We start from the raw sequence: 17,136 nt of genomic DNA on the forward strand, positions 1-17,136 counted from the left end.
AGCTTGGCTCAGGCGGCGGGAAAGGGCAAGGCGGCGCAGCGCCTCACCCCGTCCGCCGTGCGGAGGCTCAGAAGAACAGGAAGTTGGCCTCGCCCGTGTTCATGAAGGCGGCGTGGTCGACGCCGACGAGGCGCAGCGTGTAGGCGCCGCCGTAGGCGGTGATCAGCACGTCGTCGCCGTCGTCGAGGATCTGCACGCCGCGCACGCGCCACCACTCGTACGTCTCGGCGTTGGAACCGTTCACGTTGTAGCCCCAGTCGCGGTAGTCGATGCGGTCCTGGCCGATGGCGAAGTCGGTCACCACGTCGGCCTGCACGCCGTTGGGCACGTCGGCCACGTCGAAGCGGAACAGGTCGTTGCCCGCGCCGCCGGTCAGCGTGTCGTTGCCCAAGCCCCCGCGCAGTAGGTCGTTGCCGGCGCCGCCGGCCAGGGCATTGGCGCCGCCGTCACCGGTCAGCGTGTCGGCGAAGGCTGAGCCGCGTAGGTTCTCGATGCCTGTCAGCGTGTCGCCCGCCGCCTCGCCGCCCGACGCGGTGCCGGCCAGCAGGCTGACCGCAACGCCGGTGGAGGAGGCGTCGTACGCGGCCCAGTCCACGCCGTCGCCGCCGGCCAGCAGGTCACCGCCGGTTCCGCCCGAGAGGGTGTCGTCGCCCGCCGCACCGGACAGGGTGTCGTTGCCGGCGCCGCCGAGAAGCCGGTTGGCGGCGCCGCTGCCGATCAGCGTGTCGTTGCCGCTGCCGCCCTCGGCGTTCTCGATGCCGGTCAGGGTGTCGCCCTGGGCGTCGCCGCCGCTTCCGGTCCCGGCCGCCAGATCGACCTGCACGCCTGCCGCCGAGCCGGCGTAGGTGGCGGTGTCGGTGCCCGTGCCGCCGTCCAGCACGTCGGCCCCGCCGCCGCCCGACAGCGTGTCGTCGCCGGCGTCGCCGGAGAGCGTGTCGGTGCCACGGGCGGCCAGGGCGACGTAAACGCCGGTGTCGGCGAAGCCAACGATATCGTCCATGCCGTCGCCGTTGACATCGGCCACAATGCGCGGCTGAAGGTTCTGGGATGACCAGCCCTGTGCCGGTCCGAACTGATAGATGGCGTCGTAGTAGGGACTGAACGTACCGTCACTTTGTCCTTCGATGACGTAGACGCATCCGGTTCCGAAGGCCAGCACGTCGGCTCGGCCATCGCCGTTCACGTCGCCCACCGCGCGTTGCCAAGTGTTCAGGCTATTCCAGCCGTTGACCGTGCCGAGGCCTGCATAAGCGAGTTGGGGCGCCGCGAACGTACCGTCGCCGCGCGCCAGCGCGACGTAGGTGTAGTCGCTGAAGGCGACGATGTCGTCCTTGCCGTCACCATTCACGTCGGCCAGCAGGCGCGGCCACTTGTCCTGGCTGTTCCACCCGTTGTTGTCGCCCAGCCCCGCAAGTCCAAGGATGCCGGTGTTGAAAGTGCCATCGGCCTTGGCGAGGGCCACGTAGGTGTCACCGCCGAACGCCACGATGTCGTCCCGGCCATCGCCGTTCACGTCGCCCAAGAGGCGCGTCCACCGGTCCTGGCTGTTCCAGCCTCCCGTGGTGCCATAGTTCGTGGACGCCAGCATTGACGGTGCAAACGTTCCATCGGACTTTGCGATTGCGACGTAGGTCTCGCCGCCGAACGCCACGATGTCGTCACGCCCGTCGCCGTTCACGTCGCCGATGAGGCGCGGATAGACGTTCTGGCTGTTCCACCCGCCGTTCGTGCCGTAATTGGCCGAACCCTGGAAATACGTGCCGAACGTGCCGTCGGCGTTGCCGGGAAGGACGACTGTGTAGCTGCCGAAGGCGATGATGTCGCTCCGCCCATCGCCGTTTGAATCGCCGAGCAACCGCGGATAGACGTCCTGCGACGTCCAATCCCCCGCCAAGCGGCCCAGCCCAGGATAGACGAATACCGCATCTTGGAAGCCCACACGTCCGTCGGTCAGCAGATCGTTGCCGTCCCCGCCGTTCATAAGGTCGTTGCCGGCGCCCCCGCTCAGCGTATCGTTTCCGAGGAGGCCGGACAACGTATCGGCACCGGCCCCGCCAATCAGTGAATCATTTCCCGCTGTGCCAGTAAACGTGGACACCATCGTCTCCCCATTGCGAATCTGCGCTGGGGGCGAACCATGACTGCATCAGGAAGGTGTGGTCAATAGATGCATATCAATGCATGATTAGTGTTGAAAAGTCATATTCTTGCATTGCAAGTTATTTTGTGATTGAAGGGTGTCAATCCATGGCGGGCCGTCCACGCCTCTATCCCGTCACGAACCAGTCGGCGGTGACGGCGCTGGCCTTGATGCCGGTGAGCGTCACCTGGGCGCCGTTGCCCAGCGTGACCACGGCGCCGGCGCCGCCGTCGGTGGCGGTCCAGGTGGTGCCGGAGGAGCGGACGATCCGGTCGCCCTCGGCGTAGGTGAAGTCGGTGACGGTGTCGGCGCCGCCGCCCACGCCGAAGCGGTCGGCGCCGCTGCCGCCGGTCATGGTGTCGGACCCCAGGTTGCCCCACAGCACGTCGGCGTCGTCGCCGCCGTACAGCGCGTCGTTGCCTTGGCCGCCGAACAGCGAATCCGCCCCGGCGCCGCCGTACATCACGTCGGCGGCGAGGTTGCCGTAGAGGGCGTCGGCGCCGACCTCGCCGGACAGCAGGTCGTTGCCCTGGCCGCCGAACAGGGCGTCGCCGGCCTCGCCGCCGTACAGCGTGTCCAGGCCCAGGTTGCCGTAGAGGGCGTCGGCGTCGGCGCCGCCGTACAGCGCGTCGGCGTTGTCGCCGCCCCACAGCGTGTCGGCGCCGGCCTCGCCGTACAGCACGTCGCGCCCGGCCAGCCCGGACACCACGTCGGCGCCACCGCCGGCCGACACGGTGTCGTTGCCGGTGCCGGCGGTCAGCGTCTGCGCCGCGTCGGTGCCGTTGACGGTCTGGCCGGAGGTGGCGGAGGAGCCGGCGTCGCGCACCACGCGGACATAGTTGTCGATGCGGATGACGTCGCCCTGCGGGCCGTGGCCGGTGGGGTAGTCCGAGGCGTCGCCGGTCTTCGGGTCGCTGCGCTGGGAGCCGGCGCCGTGCACGTCGGTGAGCTGATAGCCCTTGCCGAAGTTCATGAAGCCCCAGGCCTTGCCGACCGTCTGGTAGACGGCGTAGTCGCCGGTGCCGCCCTCCACGTGCGTCGTGCCGCTCCAGTAGTACGGGTAGTCGGGGGAGGCGGCGGTGCCGGTGTTGGTGACGGAGAACACCGGATCGATGGCCGGGCCGAGCTGTGTGGGATCGCTGGCGGCGGGGGAGCGGGAGTAGTCGACGATGCTCTCCAGCTCCTTGGCATTGGGCAGGCGCCAGTCGGTGTGGCCGGCGGTGGTGGCGCCCTCGGCGTAGGACAGGGCCTGCTTCCACTCCATGCCGGTGCCGCTGTCGGCCTTGGCCCACATCAACCCGGTGGCGAGGTCGGTGACCGTGCCGTCGCCGTTGTCGCGGAAGTCGTTGACGCCGTAGCTGGTGTTGCCGCGCACGTAGAGGGCGTAGAGCGAATACTCCTTGCCGTTGACGGTGACCGGGTAGCCCTTGATGCGCCCGTCCGCGAAATTCACGCCGAACGCCGTCGGGTCGCCCTGCATGGTGGTGCCGAGGTAGGGCGTGGCGGACCAGTACTGGCAGTCGATGAAGCGGGAGCCGGTGCTGGTGCTTTCGTATTTGAAGCCGAAGACGCCGCTGTCGATGTAGGGGGTGGAGGTGGCGGCGCTGCTGCCGGTGCTGCCGCTGAACTTGATCAGCGAGTACAGCTCCTTGATGGTGGGCAGGCGCCAGTCGTCGTGCCCGCCCAGCACCAGGGAGTCGCCGTTCGACACGGCCGCACTCCACGTCAGCTTGGACGTGGTGGGTGCTTGCGCCCAGGTCAGCCCGGTGTTGAGGTCGCTGACGGTGCCGTCGCCGTTGCTGCGGTAGGACGGCTGGTTGCCGCTGTAGATGGCGTCCTGGCCGTGGAAGTCGGCCCCGGCGGCGGGACGGGTGATGGTGTTGGTGTTGCCGTAGAAGCCGGTCTGGCCGGTGTCGACCACGGTGTAGGTGAAAGCCATGGCGCGTCCTCCCGCTTCGGCGTTGTGAGTGGGATATTTTCCCACGAACGAGCGTGGCGAGGTTTTCCTAATGGGGGGTTAATAAACTCCCTCCCCTGCGAAGCCAGGGCTATCGCATATGGCCTTCACCTTGGCTATTCCACGCAAGAGTCTGATTCCGCGCGCGTCAGGGGAAGTACGTTTTAGGTTCGCTGCCGCCCAATCTGGGCAAAGTATGAACCTAAAATTTTCATATGCGATAGCCCTCCCTGCGAAGCGGGGGAGGGAAGGGGCCCATGCACAGCATGGGAAGGGTGGGGCAACGGCTGGCGGGATAAGGGTTGATCAAAAACACGAAGATTGAAAGATTGAAAGATCAGAAGTGCTTGGCAGCGGCGTAGCTTTGCGCGCAGCTGGTGCGTGGGAGAGGTTCTTATAATCTTCTGATCTTTTAGTCTTCGTGTTTTTGATCATTACCCTTTTCGCCAGCGTTAGGCGCCGCTGATTTTCGCGAACAACTTGCCCCCACCCTGCCCGCTTGCGCGGGCTTCCCTCCCCCGCCGGAGGCAGGGGAGGGGTTTATAATCACCACCCCACGCGTTTCCAGCTTTGCAGGATCTTCTGGTAGTTGCCGCGTTCGAAGGCGGCGGGGTCGGGGCAGCGGAGCAGGTTCATGCTGCCTTGCGCCTGCGCCAGGCTGTCGTATTCGTGCTCCTCCAGCCAGCGTTCCAGGTCGCGGATCAGGACGCCCAGGCGTTCGGGGCCGTGCTGGAGCAGGGCGGAGACCACCTGCACGGCGTGCGCGCCGGCCATCACCGCCTTCAGCGCGTCGACGGCGCTGTGCACGCCGCCGCTGGCCGCCAGGGAGGGGCGGATGCGGCCGGACAGGTTGGCCAGCCAGCGCAGGCGCAACCGCAGTTCGGACGGCGTGGAGAGTTCCAGGCGCGGTGCGGCCTCCAGCGCCTCGACGTCGATGTCCGGCTGGTAGAAGCGGTTGAACAGCACCAGCCCGTCCACCCCTTCGCGGTCCAGCCAGTGCGCGAGGTTGGCGAGCGAGGAGTAGAAGGGCGACAGCTTCACCGCCACCGGGATGCCCACCGCCCGGCGCACCATGCGCACCACCTCCACCGCGCGCTCCTCGACGTCCGCGGCGTCCAGGTCGGGGTCGGTGGCGAGGGTGTAGATGTTGAGTTCCAGGGCGTCGGCGCCGGCCTGTTCGATCAGGCGGGCGTGGCGCGTCCAGCCGGACGCGGTGACGCCGTTCAGCGACGCGATGACCGGCACCGCCACCGCGTCCTTGATGCGGCGGACCTGCTCCAGGTAGCCCTCCGGCCCCAGGGCGTAGCGGTCGAGGGCGGGGAAGAAGCCGCGCGCCTCGGGGGAGATGAAGGCGGCGGCCTCGCGCGCCTCCAGCATGCCCATCTGCTCGTGGGTGATCTGCTCCTCGAACAGGGAGTGCATGACGATGGCGGACGCGCCGGCGTCCTCCAGCCGGCGCACCACGTCGAGGTCGTTCACCAGGGGCGAGGCGCCGGGCATCAGCGGGTGCTTGAGCCGCAGGCCGAGGTAGTCGGTGGAAAGGTCCATGGCGTGGCGCTCCCCTCAATCATCCTCGCCGGGGTCCAGCGGCGGTTCGGCGAAATGGGCCATGTGCTGGTACATGTCGTAGCGCAGGCGGTTGTTGGCCTCGGCCGCCTTCAGCAGCGCGCGGAAGCGTTCGGGGTCGTCCCGCTCCACCACCTTGAAGCGCGCCTCGCCCTGCATGAAGTCGTGCAGCGGCACCTTTGGTTCGGCGCTGTCCAGCTCCAGCGGCGCCTCGCCGAGGTCGAGGCGGCGCGGGTCGTGGCGGTAGAGCGGCCAGTGCCCGCTGTCCACCGCCAGCTTCTGCTGGTGCAGCGCGTGGGACATGTCGTAGCCGTGCGCGATGCAGTGGCTGTAGGCGATGATCAGCGACGGGCCCTTGTGGCTCTCGGCCTCCAGGAAGGCGTTCAGCGTCTGCGAATCCCGGGCGCCGAAGGCGACCTGGGCCACGTAGACGTGCTCGTACGCCATGGCGATCATGCCAAGGTCCTTCTTGGCGACCGAACGGCCGGCCATGGCGAACTTGGCGGACGCGCCGATGGGCGTGGCCTTGGACTGCTGGCCGCCGGTGTTGGAATACACCTCCGTGTCCATGACCAGGATGTTCACGTCGCGGTCGGACGCCAGCACGTGGTCGAGACCGCCGTAGCCGATGTCGTAGGCCCAGCCGTCGCCGCCGACGATCCACACGGACTTGCGCACCAGATGGTCGGCCAGCTCCTCCAGCCGCCGGGCCAGCGGGCCGGCGATGGCGGGCAGGCGGCGCTTCAGTTCGGCCACGCGGGCGCGCTGGGCGGAGATCGCCGCCTCGCCCACCTGGGGGGCCTCCAGCAGTTCGGTGACGAGGGCGGGGTCGAGGTGGGACGCCAGGGCGGCCAGCAGGTCGCGCGCCTGGGTGGCCATCTGGTCGAGCGCGACGCGCATGCCGAAGCCGAACTCGGCGTTGTCCTCGAACAGGGAGTTGGCCCAGGCCGGGCCGCGCCCGTCGGCGTTCTTGGTGTAGGGCGTGGTCGGCAGGTTGCCGCCGTAGATCGACGAGCAGCCGGTGGCGTTGGCGATCACCGCGCGGTCGCCGAACAGGCGGGTGAGCAGCGTCAGGTACGGCGTCTCGCCGCAGCCGGCGCAGGCACCGGGGAACTCCATCAGCGGCTCGTAGATCTGCACGTGCTTGATGGACAGCGGCACCTTCTCGCGCGGCGCCTCGGGCAGCGTCAGGAAGTGGGCGAAGGTGGCCTGCTCACGCACGCGCAGTTCGTCGGCCGGGCGCATCTCCAGGGCCTTGCGGCGCGGGTTGGCCTTGTCCTTGGCCGGGCAGACCTCGACGCAGAGCGTGCAGCCGGTGCAGTCGTCGGGGGCGAGTTGGAGGCGGTAGCGCTCGCCGGGGAACTCCTGCCCCTTGTAGGCCAGCGTGGTGAAGCCGTCGGGCGCGCCGGCCAGGGCGGATTCCGGCGCCACCTTCGCCCGCATGGCGGCGTGCGGGCAGACGACCACGCACTTGTTGCACTGGATGCAGAGTTCGGCGTGCCACGCCGGCAGTTCGGTGGCGATGGCGCGCTTCTCGAACTTCGACGTGCCGGTCGGCCAGGTGCCGTCGACGGGGAAGGCGCTGACCGGCAGGCGGTCGCCGTGGCCGGCGATCATGGCGGCGGTCACGCGCTGCACGAAATCCGGCGCGCCGGCCGGCACCACCGGCGGGCGGACGCGTTCGGCGGTGGGGGCGGCGGGCAGGTCGATGCGCTTCAGGTGGGTCAGCGCCTCGTCCACCGCGGCGAAGTTGCGGCGCACCGCCTCCTCGCTGCGGCGGCCGTAGGTCTTCTCGATGGCGCCCTTGATGTCGGCGATCGCCTCATCGAGCGGCATGACCTTGGCGAGCGCGAAGAAGCAGGTCTGCATGATGGTGTTGATGCGCCGGCCCAGCCCCGCCTCGCGCGCCACCGCGGTGGCGTCGACGGTGTAGAGGGCGACCTGCTTGTCGATGCAGGCCTGCTGCACCTCGCGCGGCAGGCCGTTCCACACCTCCTCAGGCGTGCCGGGGGCGTTCAGCAGGACGGTGGCGCCGGGGGCGGCCAGCTCCAGCACCTCCATGCGCTCCAGGAGCGGGTGGTGGTGGCAGGCGACGAAGCCCGCGCGCCTGACCAGCCAGGGGGCGCGGATGGGGCGCGGCGAGAAGCGCAGGTGCGACACGGTGGTCGAGCCGGACTTGCGGCTGTCGTAAACGAAGTAGCCTTGCCCATGCTGCCCGGTGTGCCCGGCGATGATCTTCAACGAGTTCTTGTTGGCGCCCACCGTGCCGTCGGCGCCCAGGCCGAAGAACACGGCGCGCTTCACCTCCTCCGGCTCGATGTCGAAGCTGTCGTCCCAGGACAGGGAGAGGCCGGTCACGTCGTCGACGATGCCGACGGTGAAGCGGCGCTTCGGGTGGTTCTTGGTGAGTTCGTCGAACACCGCCTTGACCATGGCGGGCGTGAACTCCTTGGACGACAGGCCGTAGCGGCCGCCGATCACCACGGGTTCGGCGGTGCCGGACCCGGCGGCGCGCGCCTCGGCCAGGGCGCCGACGACGTCGAGGTACAGGGGCTCGCCGACCGCGCCCGGCTCCTTGGTGCGGTCCAGCACGGCGATGCGGCGCACGGTGTCGGGCAGGGCGGTGACGAAGTCGGCGATGGAGAAGGGACGGTAGAGGCGCACGGTCAGGGCACCCACCCGCTCGCCCCGGTCGGCCAGGAAACGGGCGGTCTCGGCGCAGGTTTCCGCACCCGAGCCCATGGCGATGACCACACGCTCCGCCTCCGGGTGGCCGGCGTAGTCGAACAGGTGGTAGCGGCGGCCGGTGCGCGCGGCGAAGCGGTCCATCGCCTCCTGCACCGCGGCCGGGCACGTCTCGTAGAAGGGGTTGCAGGCCTCGCGCGCCTGGAAGAACACATCGGGGTTCTGCGCGGTGCCGCGCAGAACCGGATGGTCGGGGCTGAGCCCGTGCGCGCGGTGGGCGTGCACGGCGTCCTCGTCGATCAGGGCGCGCAGGTCGTCGTCGGACAGCACCGTCACCCGGTTCGCCTCGTGCGAGGTGCGGAAGCCGTCGAAGAAGTGCAGGAACGGCACCCTTGCCTTCAGGGTCGCGGCGTGGGCGACCAGCGCCAGGTCGTGCGCCTCCTGCACGCCGGCCGAGGCGAGCATGGCGAAGCCGGTCTGGCGGCAGGCCATCACGTCGGAATGGTCGCCGAAGATGGACAGCGCGTGCGTGGCCAGCGTGCGCGCCGCCACGTGCATGCAGTAGGGCGTCAGCTCACCCGCGATCTTGTACATGTTGGGGATCATCAGCAGCAGGCCCTGCGACGCCGTGAAGGTCGTCGCCAGCGCACCGGCCTGGAGGGCGCCGTGGACGGCGCCGGCCGCACCCCCCTCCGACTGCATCTCGATCACCTGCGGCACGGCGCCCCAGACGTTGGCGCGGCGATGCGCCGCCCATTCGTCCGCCATTTCGCCCATGGGCGAACTGGGCGTGATGGGGTATATCGCAATGACCTCGCTGGCGCGGTAGGCGACGGAGGCGGCGGCCTCGTTGCCATCCATTATGGTGCCGTCCATGATGGCGGCATTGGGGCTTTGGGTGGTGGTCATGGCGCATCCCTTTCTGGCGCGCGTGCTGTCAGGGAAGCGTCCACCCAAAGGGCATTGGTCGTCCATGATGCTTTCCGTCGCACACTGATTGGTCACCGATGCGCGTTCTCATCGCCGACGACACGATCCTGATGCGCGCCATGCTCTCGGAAATGGTGCGGGAGTTCGGCCACAGCGTCGTGCTGGCGCGCGACGGGCAGGAGGCGCTGGACAAGGCCTGGGAGGAGGGGTTCGACGTCGCCATCGTCGACTGGGAGATGCCCAAGCTGGACGGGATCGAGGTGTGCTGGCACCTGCGGTCCGACCCGCGCAGCGCCTATGCCTACCTGATCCTGATGACGGCGAACGAGGAGCCGTGGCGGCAGTTCAAGGCGCTGGACGCCGGCGCCGACGACTTCATCCCCAAGCCGGTCAACGCCGCCTTGCTGAAGGCGCGGCTGCGCGCCGCCGGGCGGCTGCTGGCGATGCACGAGCAGCTGCTGGAACTGGCGCTGACCGATCCGCTGACCGGCGTGTTCAACCGCCGCGCCTTTCTGGAGCGGGCGGAGGGCGAACTGGCCCGGGCCCGGCGCACCGGCCGGCCGCTGTCGGCGCTGATGTGCGACATCGACCACTTCAAGCGGATCAACGACACGCACGGCCACGCGGCGGGGGACGAGGCGCTGAAGCGCTTCGCTGCCTGCTGCCGCGCCCATTTGCGTGTGAGTGACGTGCTGGGCCGCCTGGGCGGCGAGGAGTTCGCCATCCTGCTGCCCGAGACCGGGGCGGGGGAGGCGGTGCTGGTCGCCGAGCGGCTGCGCGAGGCCGTGGCCGGGCTGGAGGTGGAGAGCGAGGAGGCCCGCTTCGGCCTGACGGTGAGCATCGGCGCCACCGCCTTCCTGTGCGGCGCCGACACCGTGGACCGCGCGCTGGCCCGCGCCGACGAGGCGCTGTACCGCGCCAAGACGGGCGGCCGGAACCGGGTGGAGCTGGCGGTGTGAGAGGGCCTTTATGGTCCTTTTGACGCGGACGTGCGTTTCAGGCATATTTGCTGTCATTGCTGCGTTTGACAGCACCGGAGCATGCCATGGCGACCTTGACCGTCCGCAATCTCGATGACGACCTCGTTCGTAAGCTGCGCATCCGGGCCGCCGAGCATGGACGGTCGGCGGAGGCCGAGCATCGGGAGATCCTGCGGCAGGCCCTCGGCGGCGAACCCGTGAAGCCGAGCCGGGCCGAGGTCGCGCAACGGCTGGCGGCTTTTCAGCGGGACATCGGCAGCCGGACCGCAGGCTCGTCCGCCGAGTTGCTGGCGCAGGCGCGGGAAGAGCGTACGCAACGGCTCACCGGTGGCGGTTCCGGGTCGTGAGGGTCGTCGTCGACGCCTCCGTGGGGCTGAAATGGGCGTTGCGGGAGGCTGACAGCGGGCAGGCGCTCGCCCTGTTGAGCAGCGGCGAAGACCTGCTGGTTCCGGACTTCTGGCTCAACGAAGCGACCAACGTCCTGTGGGTGCAGGTTCTGAAGGGCGGCTGGACGCCGGGTGAGGCCCGCACGGGGCTCGCTTTGCTTCAGGAGGCCGTTTCACCGACGGAAACGAGCGACCTTGGCCTGCATGCCGTGGCACTCGACATAGCCCTGGCGGTGGGCCACTCGCCTTACGACTGCCTTTACGCCGCCTTCGCCATCGCCATGGGGGCGGAACGGCTCGTCATGGCCGACGGGCCGTTCCTGAAGGCGCTCCGCCGCCATCCCGATCCAATGCTGTCGCGGCTGCCCTTGTCGCTGGCAGACTGGGCCGCCGGCGCCGGCTCGGCACCGGCAGGCCGGGCCTGATTGTCACCCGCCTCGCCGCCGTTCGCCGGTGGCGGCGAGGTACTGGGCGGCGGCGCGCAAGAGGAATTCGGCCACCGCCATGTCGCCCACGTCGCGGTCGGGGCCGCCCAGGCGCTGCTCGCTTTCGGCGTGCACCAGGGCGGCGGCGATGACGTCGGCGGTCAGCCAGGCGCGGCGGTCGTCCTCGGGCACCGGCTCGATGCGGGCCAGCAGCTCGCCGCAGGCGGCGTCGATGTCGATCAGGGCCGGGCGGTCGGCGGCCACGTAGGACACCTCGCTTTCCGGCGTGGCGGCGCCGTGGTAGGCGCGCGCCAGCAGGGCCGTCTCCACCGCCTGGCGGAAGATGGTGCTGCGCGGGCGCGTCTTGCGGCGCAGGCGCATGGCCATCATGGTGAAGAGCTGGGCCACCGCCTCCGCCTGCTCGGGCGGGACCTCGTCGATGATGTCGACGATCTCGGCGCTGACGGCGTTGCGCGGCGGCTTCTGGCCGGGCCGCACGACCGAGGTGGCGAACACCGCGATCAGCGTGCGCAGGGCATCGGCCTGCTCGTCGGGCGTGATGCGGCCGATTTCCCCGGAGTCGAACATGGGCGCCCTCCACAATCGTGCATAGGACACATCTGGTGGGGACATATCTGGTGGTGGGCGGCGGGTCCGGAAACCACCCCCTGTACCACCGCGCCCGGCGGCGCCCCGCCGGACCGCGCCGCGCCGTGCGGGCGTACTCCCTCCGGACAGGGTGGGGTTCCCCGCAATGCAGCAAAGCCCACGCCGGACGGGCGGTTGTGGCGGGGGCCGCCGGGCCTCACCTCTCAGCGGCACGGAAACGACGCGGGGGAAAGGGAACATGACGCCAGCCGCCATGACGCCGGCCACCATGACACCGGCCACCATGACACCGGCCACTATGACACCGATGGAGCGCGCGCAGGCCCTGCGTCAGGCGCTGCAGGACAGCTTCCGCATCGACCTGTACTCGATCGTCGCCGAGCGCGACTTCGAACGCCTGCTGGCCGAAGCCATCGCGGCGGCCGAGCACGACGCCTTCCACCGCGGCCGCGACCTGGGACCGGGGTGATTGGGGCAGGGGGTGATGGAACCGGGAAGCCGGGGCGTGCGTTGAACCATCCGCACACAGGGGAACTTCGGCCTCTTGTCTCGGCTCCGCCGCCTGCGCCCAGGGACGGAGCCGAACTTTTTCGTCCCCCTCGGTTGCTCCCTCGGGTTCCCGGCCCGTCAGGTTCCCGGTTCATCCAGGGCGCCGCCGCGGCCGTCGCCGGTCAGTGTGCCCGGCTGCATGCCGCCCGGCGCGGTGGGGCCGGGCTCGATGGAGACGCCGCCGCCGCTGCGCTCCACACCGCTGCGGCTGCCCTCCAGGGGCGCGGCGGCGGACGATCCCGAGGGCATGCCGGTGGATCCTGGGCCGGTGGATCCCGGATAGCCGGCCGTGCCGCTGTAATGGTCCGTCTGCGAGCAGCCGCCCGCCAGCAGCGCCGCGAGCGCCGCGGCGGCCAGGAATGTTCGCCTGAATGTCCGGTGCATGGTCGTCCCTTCCCCTCCTGCCGCGCCGGCGCCTCCGGCGCGCCACCCTTCAACAGGGGGACGGGCGCGATCGTCACCGCTGCTGTGCGGAGATGCGGGCCTGGCGTTCGCGCACGTCGGCGGGCCATGTGCTCTTGATGAAGGCGACGACGGCCGCGATCTCGCGCGCGCTCAGCACGTCCGCGAAGGCCGGCATCTCGCCGCGGTAGCCGGGCGGGGCGAAGGGGGCGAGGCCGTCGCGCACCATGGCCAGCAGCTGCGCGTCCGCATGGTGCCAGGTGTGGCCGGAGGGGTCGTGCGGCGGTGCCGGCAGCATGCCGTCCGGCTTGCGCTCGCGCCAGTTCGGCTGCCCCTCCAGCGCGGTGCCGTGGCAACTGGCGCAGTGCGCGGCGTAGACGTCCCGGCCCAGGGCCACCAGCGCGGCGTCGCCCGGATCGGGGGCCGGCGGGTCGAACGGCCGCACCACCACCAACGCCGCCACGGCCGCCGCCAGAGCCACCCCCGCCGCGACCAGCGCGCGCTTGTACCGCATCGGCGTTCCCCCCTTTCCGTTCCGCGCCGATCCTAGCGCAATGGCGCGGCGCGCGCAGGCTTCCGCCGCGTTCGCGGCATCGCTACAGTCCGGCAGCGGATGAACAGGGGAGACCGGGCGGATGGGGAACGTCATCGCCTCGCGGGCCTACGTCGACGGCCGGCATGTCGCCGAGGTGCCGATCGAGGAGGCGGGCGCCTGGGCCGGGCGCGACGGGCATTTCGTGTGGATCGGCCTGCACGAGCCGGACGAGGCGCTGCTGCGGCAGGTGCAGCAGCAGTTCGGCTTGCACGAACTGGCCGTCGAGGACGCGCTGCACGCCCACCAGCGCCCGAAGATCGAGGTGTACGGCGACAGCGTCTTCCTGGTGCTGCGCACCGCCCGGCTGGACGGCGACCGCATCGCCTTCGGCGAGACGCACGTGTTCGCCGGCAAGGATTACGTGGTGTCGGTGCGGCACGGCGCGTCCTCGACCTACTCGCCGGTGCGGGCGCGGGCCGAAAGCTCGCCCAAGATGCTGCGCCACGGCGTGGACTTCGTGCTCTACGCCATCATGGACTTCGTGGTGGACTGCTACTTCCCGGTGCTGGACACGCTGGAAACCTGCACCGAGGAGCTGGCGCAGGAGTTGCTGATGCGCCCGCCCGAGCAGCGCGACGTGCAGCGCATCCACGACCTGCGCCACGACCTGGAGGACCTGCGCCGCACCGCCTCGCCGCTGCTGGACGTGTGTTCGCGGCTGGAGCGGTTCGACCTGCCGATGATCGACCCGGAGATCCTGCCGTACTTCCGCGACGTGCAGGACCACGTGATCCGGGTGAACGAGGCGATCAACGCGCTGCGCGAGGAGCTGTCCTTCGCCTTCGAGGCCAGCCTGATGCTGGCCTCGGCCCGGCAGAACGACGTGACGCGCAAGCTGGCGGCCTGGGCCGCCATCCTGGCCGTGCCGACGGCGGTGGCCGGCATCTACGGCATGAACTTCGAACACATGCCGGAGCTGAAGTGGACCTTCGGCTATCCCCTGACGCTGGCGGTGATCGCCGCGGTGTGCGTGACGCTCTACGTCCGCTTCCGGCGGACGGGGTGGCTGTAGGTCACGCGTCGGCGCCGGCGCCGGTTTCCGCGCCGGTTTCCGCGTCGTCGTCCGCATCGGTGCGCCCGGCCATCGCCTGGGCCGAGGCGACGAGGCAGACGTCCAGGCTCTCGTCCAGGAAGCGCAGCATCAGGTCGCGGTAGGGGCCGCGGTCGCCCACCGTGCGGGCGCGCTCCACCAGGTCGAAGTAGGAGTCGCGGTCGTCGGTGCGGACGACGATGGGCGGGTAGCCGGCGCGGTTGAGGATGAGGTTGGTGGTGAGCAGCGCCACCGCCGCGTTGCCCTCGTGGAAGGGGCGGATGGACATGAAGCGGTGGTGCGTCTCCAGCGCCGTCTCCACACCCGGCTCGGTGCGGCGCAGCCAGCCGCTGAGCGCCGACATGGACACGCGCACCTTGGCCGGATCGGGCGAGCCGGCGGCGACCCCTTCCTTCAGCGGCCCCTCGCGGTACTTGCCGGCGGTGTGGTCGATGCCCTGGTAGAGAACGGCGTGAAAGGCGGCCATGGTGCGTTCGGTGACCACGCCGTTCGGCTGGAAGGACAGCCGCGCCATCAGGTGCAGCGCGTTCACGTGGTTGGCGACCAGCCGCTGCGCGGCGGGCGGGCGGTTGCGCAGCACCGGCCCCTTGTCGAGGACCCGCATGATCTCGTCGCGCGTCAGCTCGCCGTTCTCGACGGCGTTGCAGGCCACGGTCAGCTCCAGCTCGAACCAGTCGGCGAGGCCGTGCACCACCTCCGGCGGCAGGGGCCGCGCCGCGTCGAGCGCGCGCTTCTTGGCAGAGATCTCGTCGAGCAGCGCCATGTCCGGGTCCCAGCTGAGGTTTCGTGCAATTTTAGCGAACTCGGCCCCCCGACCGGAAGCCCTCTGGTGGTGCGGCGGGGCGACCCTGCGGGAATTTGCCGCTCAGTGCCGCCTTGCCCGCACGATTGGGAAGGTTTTTACTGTTCGCCTGGCAAACACTGCATCCGAAGAAGCGCCCGTGGGGAGCACCATGACCATGGAACTCGTCGCCTGGGATGACAAGATGAGCGTGGGCGTCGACGTCCTGGACGAGGACCACCGGCGCCTGCTCGACATGTTCAACAGCCTCCTGGAAAACGGCGTGGCGAAGCGCAACAGGGAGGCGCTGAGCGCGCTCCTGGCCGACCTGCGCGACTACACGGACGTGCACTTCTCCCGCGAGGAGGCGTTCATGCAGCGCAACGGCTACCCCGACCTCGACTCGCACCGGGCGGCGCACCGCTATTTCGTGGACGAGGTGGAGAAGCTGCGCCACGACTTCGACGGCGGCAACGAGACGATGCTGCGCATCGACCTGATCCTGCTGCTGAAGGACTGGCTGATCGAACACATCCAGTCCACCGACATGCAGTACAAGCCGTACGTGCTGGGGTAGGGCATCTGCAACCACGCAAACAGAGGAAAGACCTGTGCCCGTAATCGTATTTGAAGCCGGTGCGCTGAAGAAGGACGTCAAGGCCGAGCTGATTCAGCAGCTGACCGACGTGTCCGCGAAGGTCACCGGCATCCCGAAGGAGCTTTTCTTCGTATCGATTCACGAACTGCCGGACGACGACATCGCCGTCGGCGGCGTCACCGTCACTGAATTGAAGCGCAAGCTGGCCGAGCAGCGCGCGCAAGCACCATCGGGCGTTGCGCTGGAAGACTGACGTTCCGTTCGCCTGCCCGCGTCGAAGGGCAGCCCTCCCCCAGCGGGGCTGGAGAGCTGTAGGTTGGGTCTGGACCCAACGTCCTTCGCATAGCGGGGAACGTTGGGTTTTCGCTGGCGCTCAACCCAACCAACACAACTCCTGTTGATCACTCCGCCGGGTGCGGGGCGCCGTGCGGGACGTGGCCGTGCCCGTGGGCGTCGTGCTCGGCGTCGGCGGGGAAGGGCGCCTTCTTGGCGATGTAGCTGTACACGGTCGGCACGACGAACAGCGTGAGCAGCGTGCCCAGCATCATGCCGCCGACGATCACCGCGCCGATGGCCTGCCGGCTCTCGGCACCGGCACCGTGCGCCATGGCCAGCGGCACCGCGCCCAGCACCATGGCGCCGGTGGTCATCAGGATCGGGCGCAGGCGCAGCACGGCGGCGTCCTCCACCGCCTTCCTGATGTTCACGCCCGTGCGCTGGAGCTGGTTGGCGAACTCCACGATCAGGATGCCGTGCTTGGTGATCAGGCCGACCAGCGTGACGAGGCCGATCTGGCTGTACACGTTCATGGTGGCGCCGGTATAGAGCAGCGCGGCCAGCGCGCCGGTCATGGAGAGCGGCACCGTCAGCATGATGACGAACGGGTCGATGAAGCTCTCGAACTGCGCCGCCAGCACGAGATAGATGAAGGCCAGGGCCAGCACGAAGACGAAATAGAGACCCGTGGCCGACTCGCGGAACTCGCGGCTCTGGCCGGCGTAGTCGGTCTGCGCGCTGGCCGGCAGCACGCGGTCGGCGGCGTTCTGGAGGTAGGCCAGCGCCTCGCCCAGCGCGTAGCCCGGCGCCAGCGTGGCGGTGATGGTGGCCGAGCGCAGCTTGTTGAAGTGGTTCAGCTCCTTGGGCGCCACCCGCTCCTCGATCTTCACGAGGTTGGCCAGCGACACCATGGGGCCCATGGTCTGGCCGGCCGCCACCGCCGCGGCGCTGGGCGTGCCGCGCACGTAGATGGAGGCGATGTCGTCCGGGTTGCGGCGGTCGACGCCGGCGACCTGCACCATCACGTCGTACTGCTTGCCTTCCTTCTTGAAGCGGGTGACCTGACGGCCGCCCAGGAAGGTTTCCAGCGTGCGGCCCACCGTGTCCACGTCGATGCCCAGGTCGGCCGCCTTGTCGCGGTCGATGGAGATGCGCAGCTCCGGCTTGTTCAGCTTCAGGTCGGTGTCGAGGTTGGTGATGCCGGGG

General features: G+C 69.5%; 16 protein-coding genes and 1 pseudogene. 7 read left to right on the forward strand and 10 right to left on the reverse strand.

Annotation, left to right across the window (positions count from 1 at the left end):
* Positions 1–67: 67 nt before the first annotated feature.
* From VED21_RS00800 to nifJ, 5 genes and pseudogenes are all read right to left on the reverse strand, one after another.
* Positions 68–1,855: an FG-GAP-like repeat-containing protein gene (locus VED21_RS00800; RefSeq protein ID WP_324880415.1), complete on the reverse strand. Its 1,788-nt coding sequence runs from the start codon at positions 1,853–1,855 to the stop codon at positions 68–70.
* 108 nt (positions 1,856–1,963) lie between these two features.
* Positions 1,964–2,101, reverse strand: a pseudogene (locus VED21_RS00805) (calcium-binding protein); the annotation flags it as partial.
* Between the two features lie 166 nt (positions 2,102–2,267).
* A complete protein-coding gene (locus VED21_RS00810) occupies positions 2,268–4,079 on the reverse strand; it encodes a DUF1566 domain-containing protein (protein WP_324880399.1) in 1,812 nt (603 codons plus the stop codon).
* A 564-nt stretch (positions 4,080–4,643) separates the two neighbouring features.
* A complete protein-coding gene (locus VED21_RS00815) occupies positions 4,644–5,645 on the reverse strand; it encodes a dihydroorotate dehydrogenase-like protein (protein WP_324880400.1) in 1,002 nt (333 codons plus the stop codon).
* Positions 5,646–5,660: 15 nt separating this feature from the next.
* Positions 5,661–9,257 carry a pyruvate:ferredoxin (flavodoxin) oxidoreductase gene (gene nifJ, locus VED21_RS00820; RefSeq protein WP_324880401.1) on the reverse strand — a complete coding sequence of 1,199 codons (3,597 nt, stop codon included), beginning with the start codon at positions 9,255–9,257 and terminating at the stop codon, positions 5,661–5,663.
* A gap of 98 nt (positions 9,258–9,355) precedes the next feature.
* Between nifJ and VED21_RS00825 the strand changes: the two genes are divergently transcribed.
* The 3 genes from VED21_RS00825 (at position 9,356) to VED21_RS00835 (ending at position 11,069) form a co-directional block, all read left to right on the forward strand.
* Entirely contained in the window at positions 9,356–10,237 is an 882-nt protein-coding gene (locus VED21_RS00825; RefSeq protein WP_324880402.1) for a diguanylate cyclase, read from the forward strand.
* 86 nt (positions 10,238–10,323) lie between these two features.
* Entirely contained in the window at positions 10,324–10,605 is a 282-nt protein-coding gene (locus VED21_RS00830; protein WP_324880403.1) for a FitA-like ribbon-helix-helix domain-containing protein, read from the forward strand.
* Entirely contained in the window at positions 10,602–11,069 is a 468-nt protein-coding gene (locus VED21_RS00835; RefSeq protein WP_324880404.1) for a type II toxin-antitoxin system VapC family toxin, read from the forward strand. The genes VED21_RS00830 and VED21_RS00835 overlap by 4 nt, the downstream gene beginning before the upstream one ends.
* Before the next feature lie 3 nt (positions 11,070–11,072).
* Here the strand turns inward: VED21_RS00835 and VED21_RS00840 are convergent, their stop codons facing one another.
* Positions 11,073–11,657 (reverse strand): hypothetical protein, encoded by a 585-nt coding sequence (locus tag VED21_RS00840; protein WP_324880405.1) that lies wholly within the window; start codon positions 11,655–11,657, stop codon positions 11,073–11,075.
* A gap of 259 nt (positions 11,658–11,916) precedes the next feature.
* On the opposite strand from VED21_RS00840, the gene VED21_RS00845 reads away from it, so the two are divergent.
* Positions 11,917–12,147, forward strand: a complete 231-nt coding sequence (locus VED21_RS00845) for a hypothetical protein (protein WP_324880406.1) — start codon at positions 11,917–11,919, stop codon at positions 12,145–12,147.
* Positions 12,148–12,305: 158 nt separating this feature from the next.
* Here the strand turns inward: VED21_RS00845 and VED21_RS00850 are convergent, their stop codons facing one another.
* Positions 12,306–12,611: a hypothetical protein gene (locus VED21_RS00850; RefSeq protein ID WP_324880407.1), complete on the reverse strand. Its 306-nt coding sequence runs from the start codon at positions 12,609–12,611 to the stop codon at positions 12,306–12,308.
* A 73-nt stretch (positions 12,612–12,684) separates the two neighbouring features.
* Positions 12,685–13,143: a cytochrome c gene (locus VED21_RS00855; RefSeq protein WP_324880408.1), complete on the reverse strand. Its 459-nt coding sequence runs from the start codon at positions 13,141–13,143 to the stop codon at positions 12,685–12,687.
* A gap of 121 nt (positions 13,144–13,264) precedes the next feature.
* Between VED21_RS00855 and corA the strand changes: the two genes are divergently transcribed.
* Entirely contained in the window at positions 13,265–14,236 is a 972-nt protein-coding gene (gene corA, locus VED21_RS00860) for a magnesium/cobalt transporter CorA (protein ID WP_324880409.1), read from the forward strand.
* 1 nt (position 14,237) lies between these two features.
* On the opposite strand, the gene VED21_RS00865 is transcribed toward corA, so the two are convergent.
* Complete coding sequence (locus tag VED21_RS00865) at positions 14,238–15,038, reverse strand: Fic family protein (protein ID WP_324880410.1); 801 nt, start codon at positions 15,036–15,038, stop codon at positions 14,238–14,240.
* Positions 15,039–15,228: 190 nt separating this feature from the next.
* On the opposite strand from VED21_RS00865, the gene VED21_RS00870 reads away from it, so the two are divergent.
* Together VED21_RS00870 and VED21_RS00875 are read left to right on the forward strand one after the other, a co-directional pair.
* Positions 15,229–15,633 (forward strand): bacteriohemerythrin, encoded by a 405-nt coding sequence (locus VED21_RS00870; protein WP_324880411.1) that lies wholly within the window; start codon positions 15,229–15,231, stop codon positions 15,631–15,633.
* Between the two features lie 34 nt (positions 15,634–15,667).
* Positions 15,668–15,907: a tautomerase family protein gene (locus tag VED21_RS00875; RefSeq protein ID WP_324880412.1), complete on the forward strand. Its 240-nt coding sequence runs from the start codon at positions 15,668–15,670 to the stop codon at positions 15,905–15,907.
* Between the two features lie 148 nt (positions 15,908–16,055).
* Here VED21_RS00875 and VED21_RS00880 read toward each other — a convergent pair.
* Positions 16,056–17,136, reverse strand: a 1,081-nt coding sequence (locus VED21_RS00880) for an efflux RND transporter permease subunit (protein ID WP_324880413.1), incomplete at its 5' end; no start/stop codon positions are given.

The sequence above is a fragment of the Azospirillum sp. genome (genome assembly GCF_035627195.1).
Classification (GTDB): domain Bacteria; phylum Pseudomonadota; class Alphaproteobacteria; order Azospirillales; family Azospirillaceae; genus Azospirillum.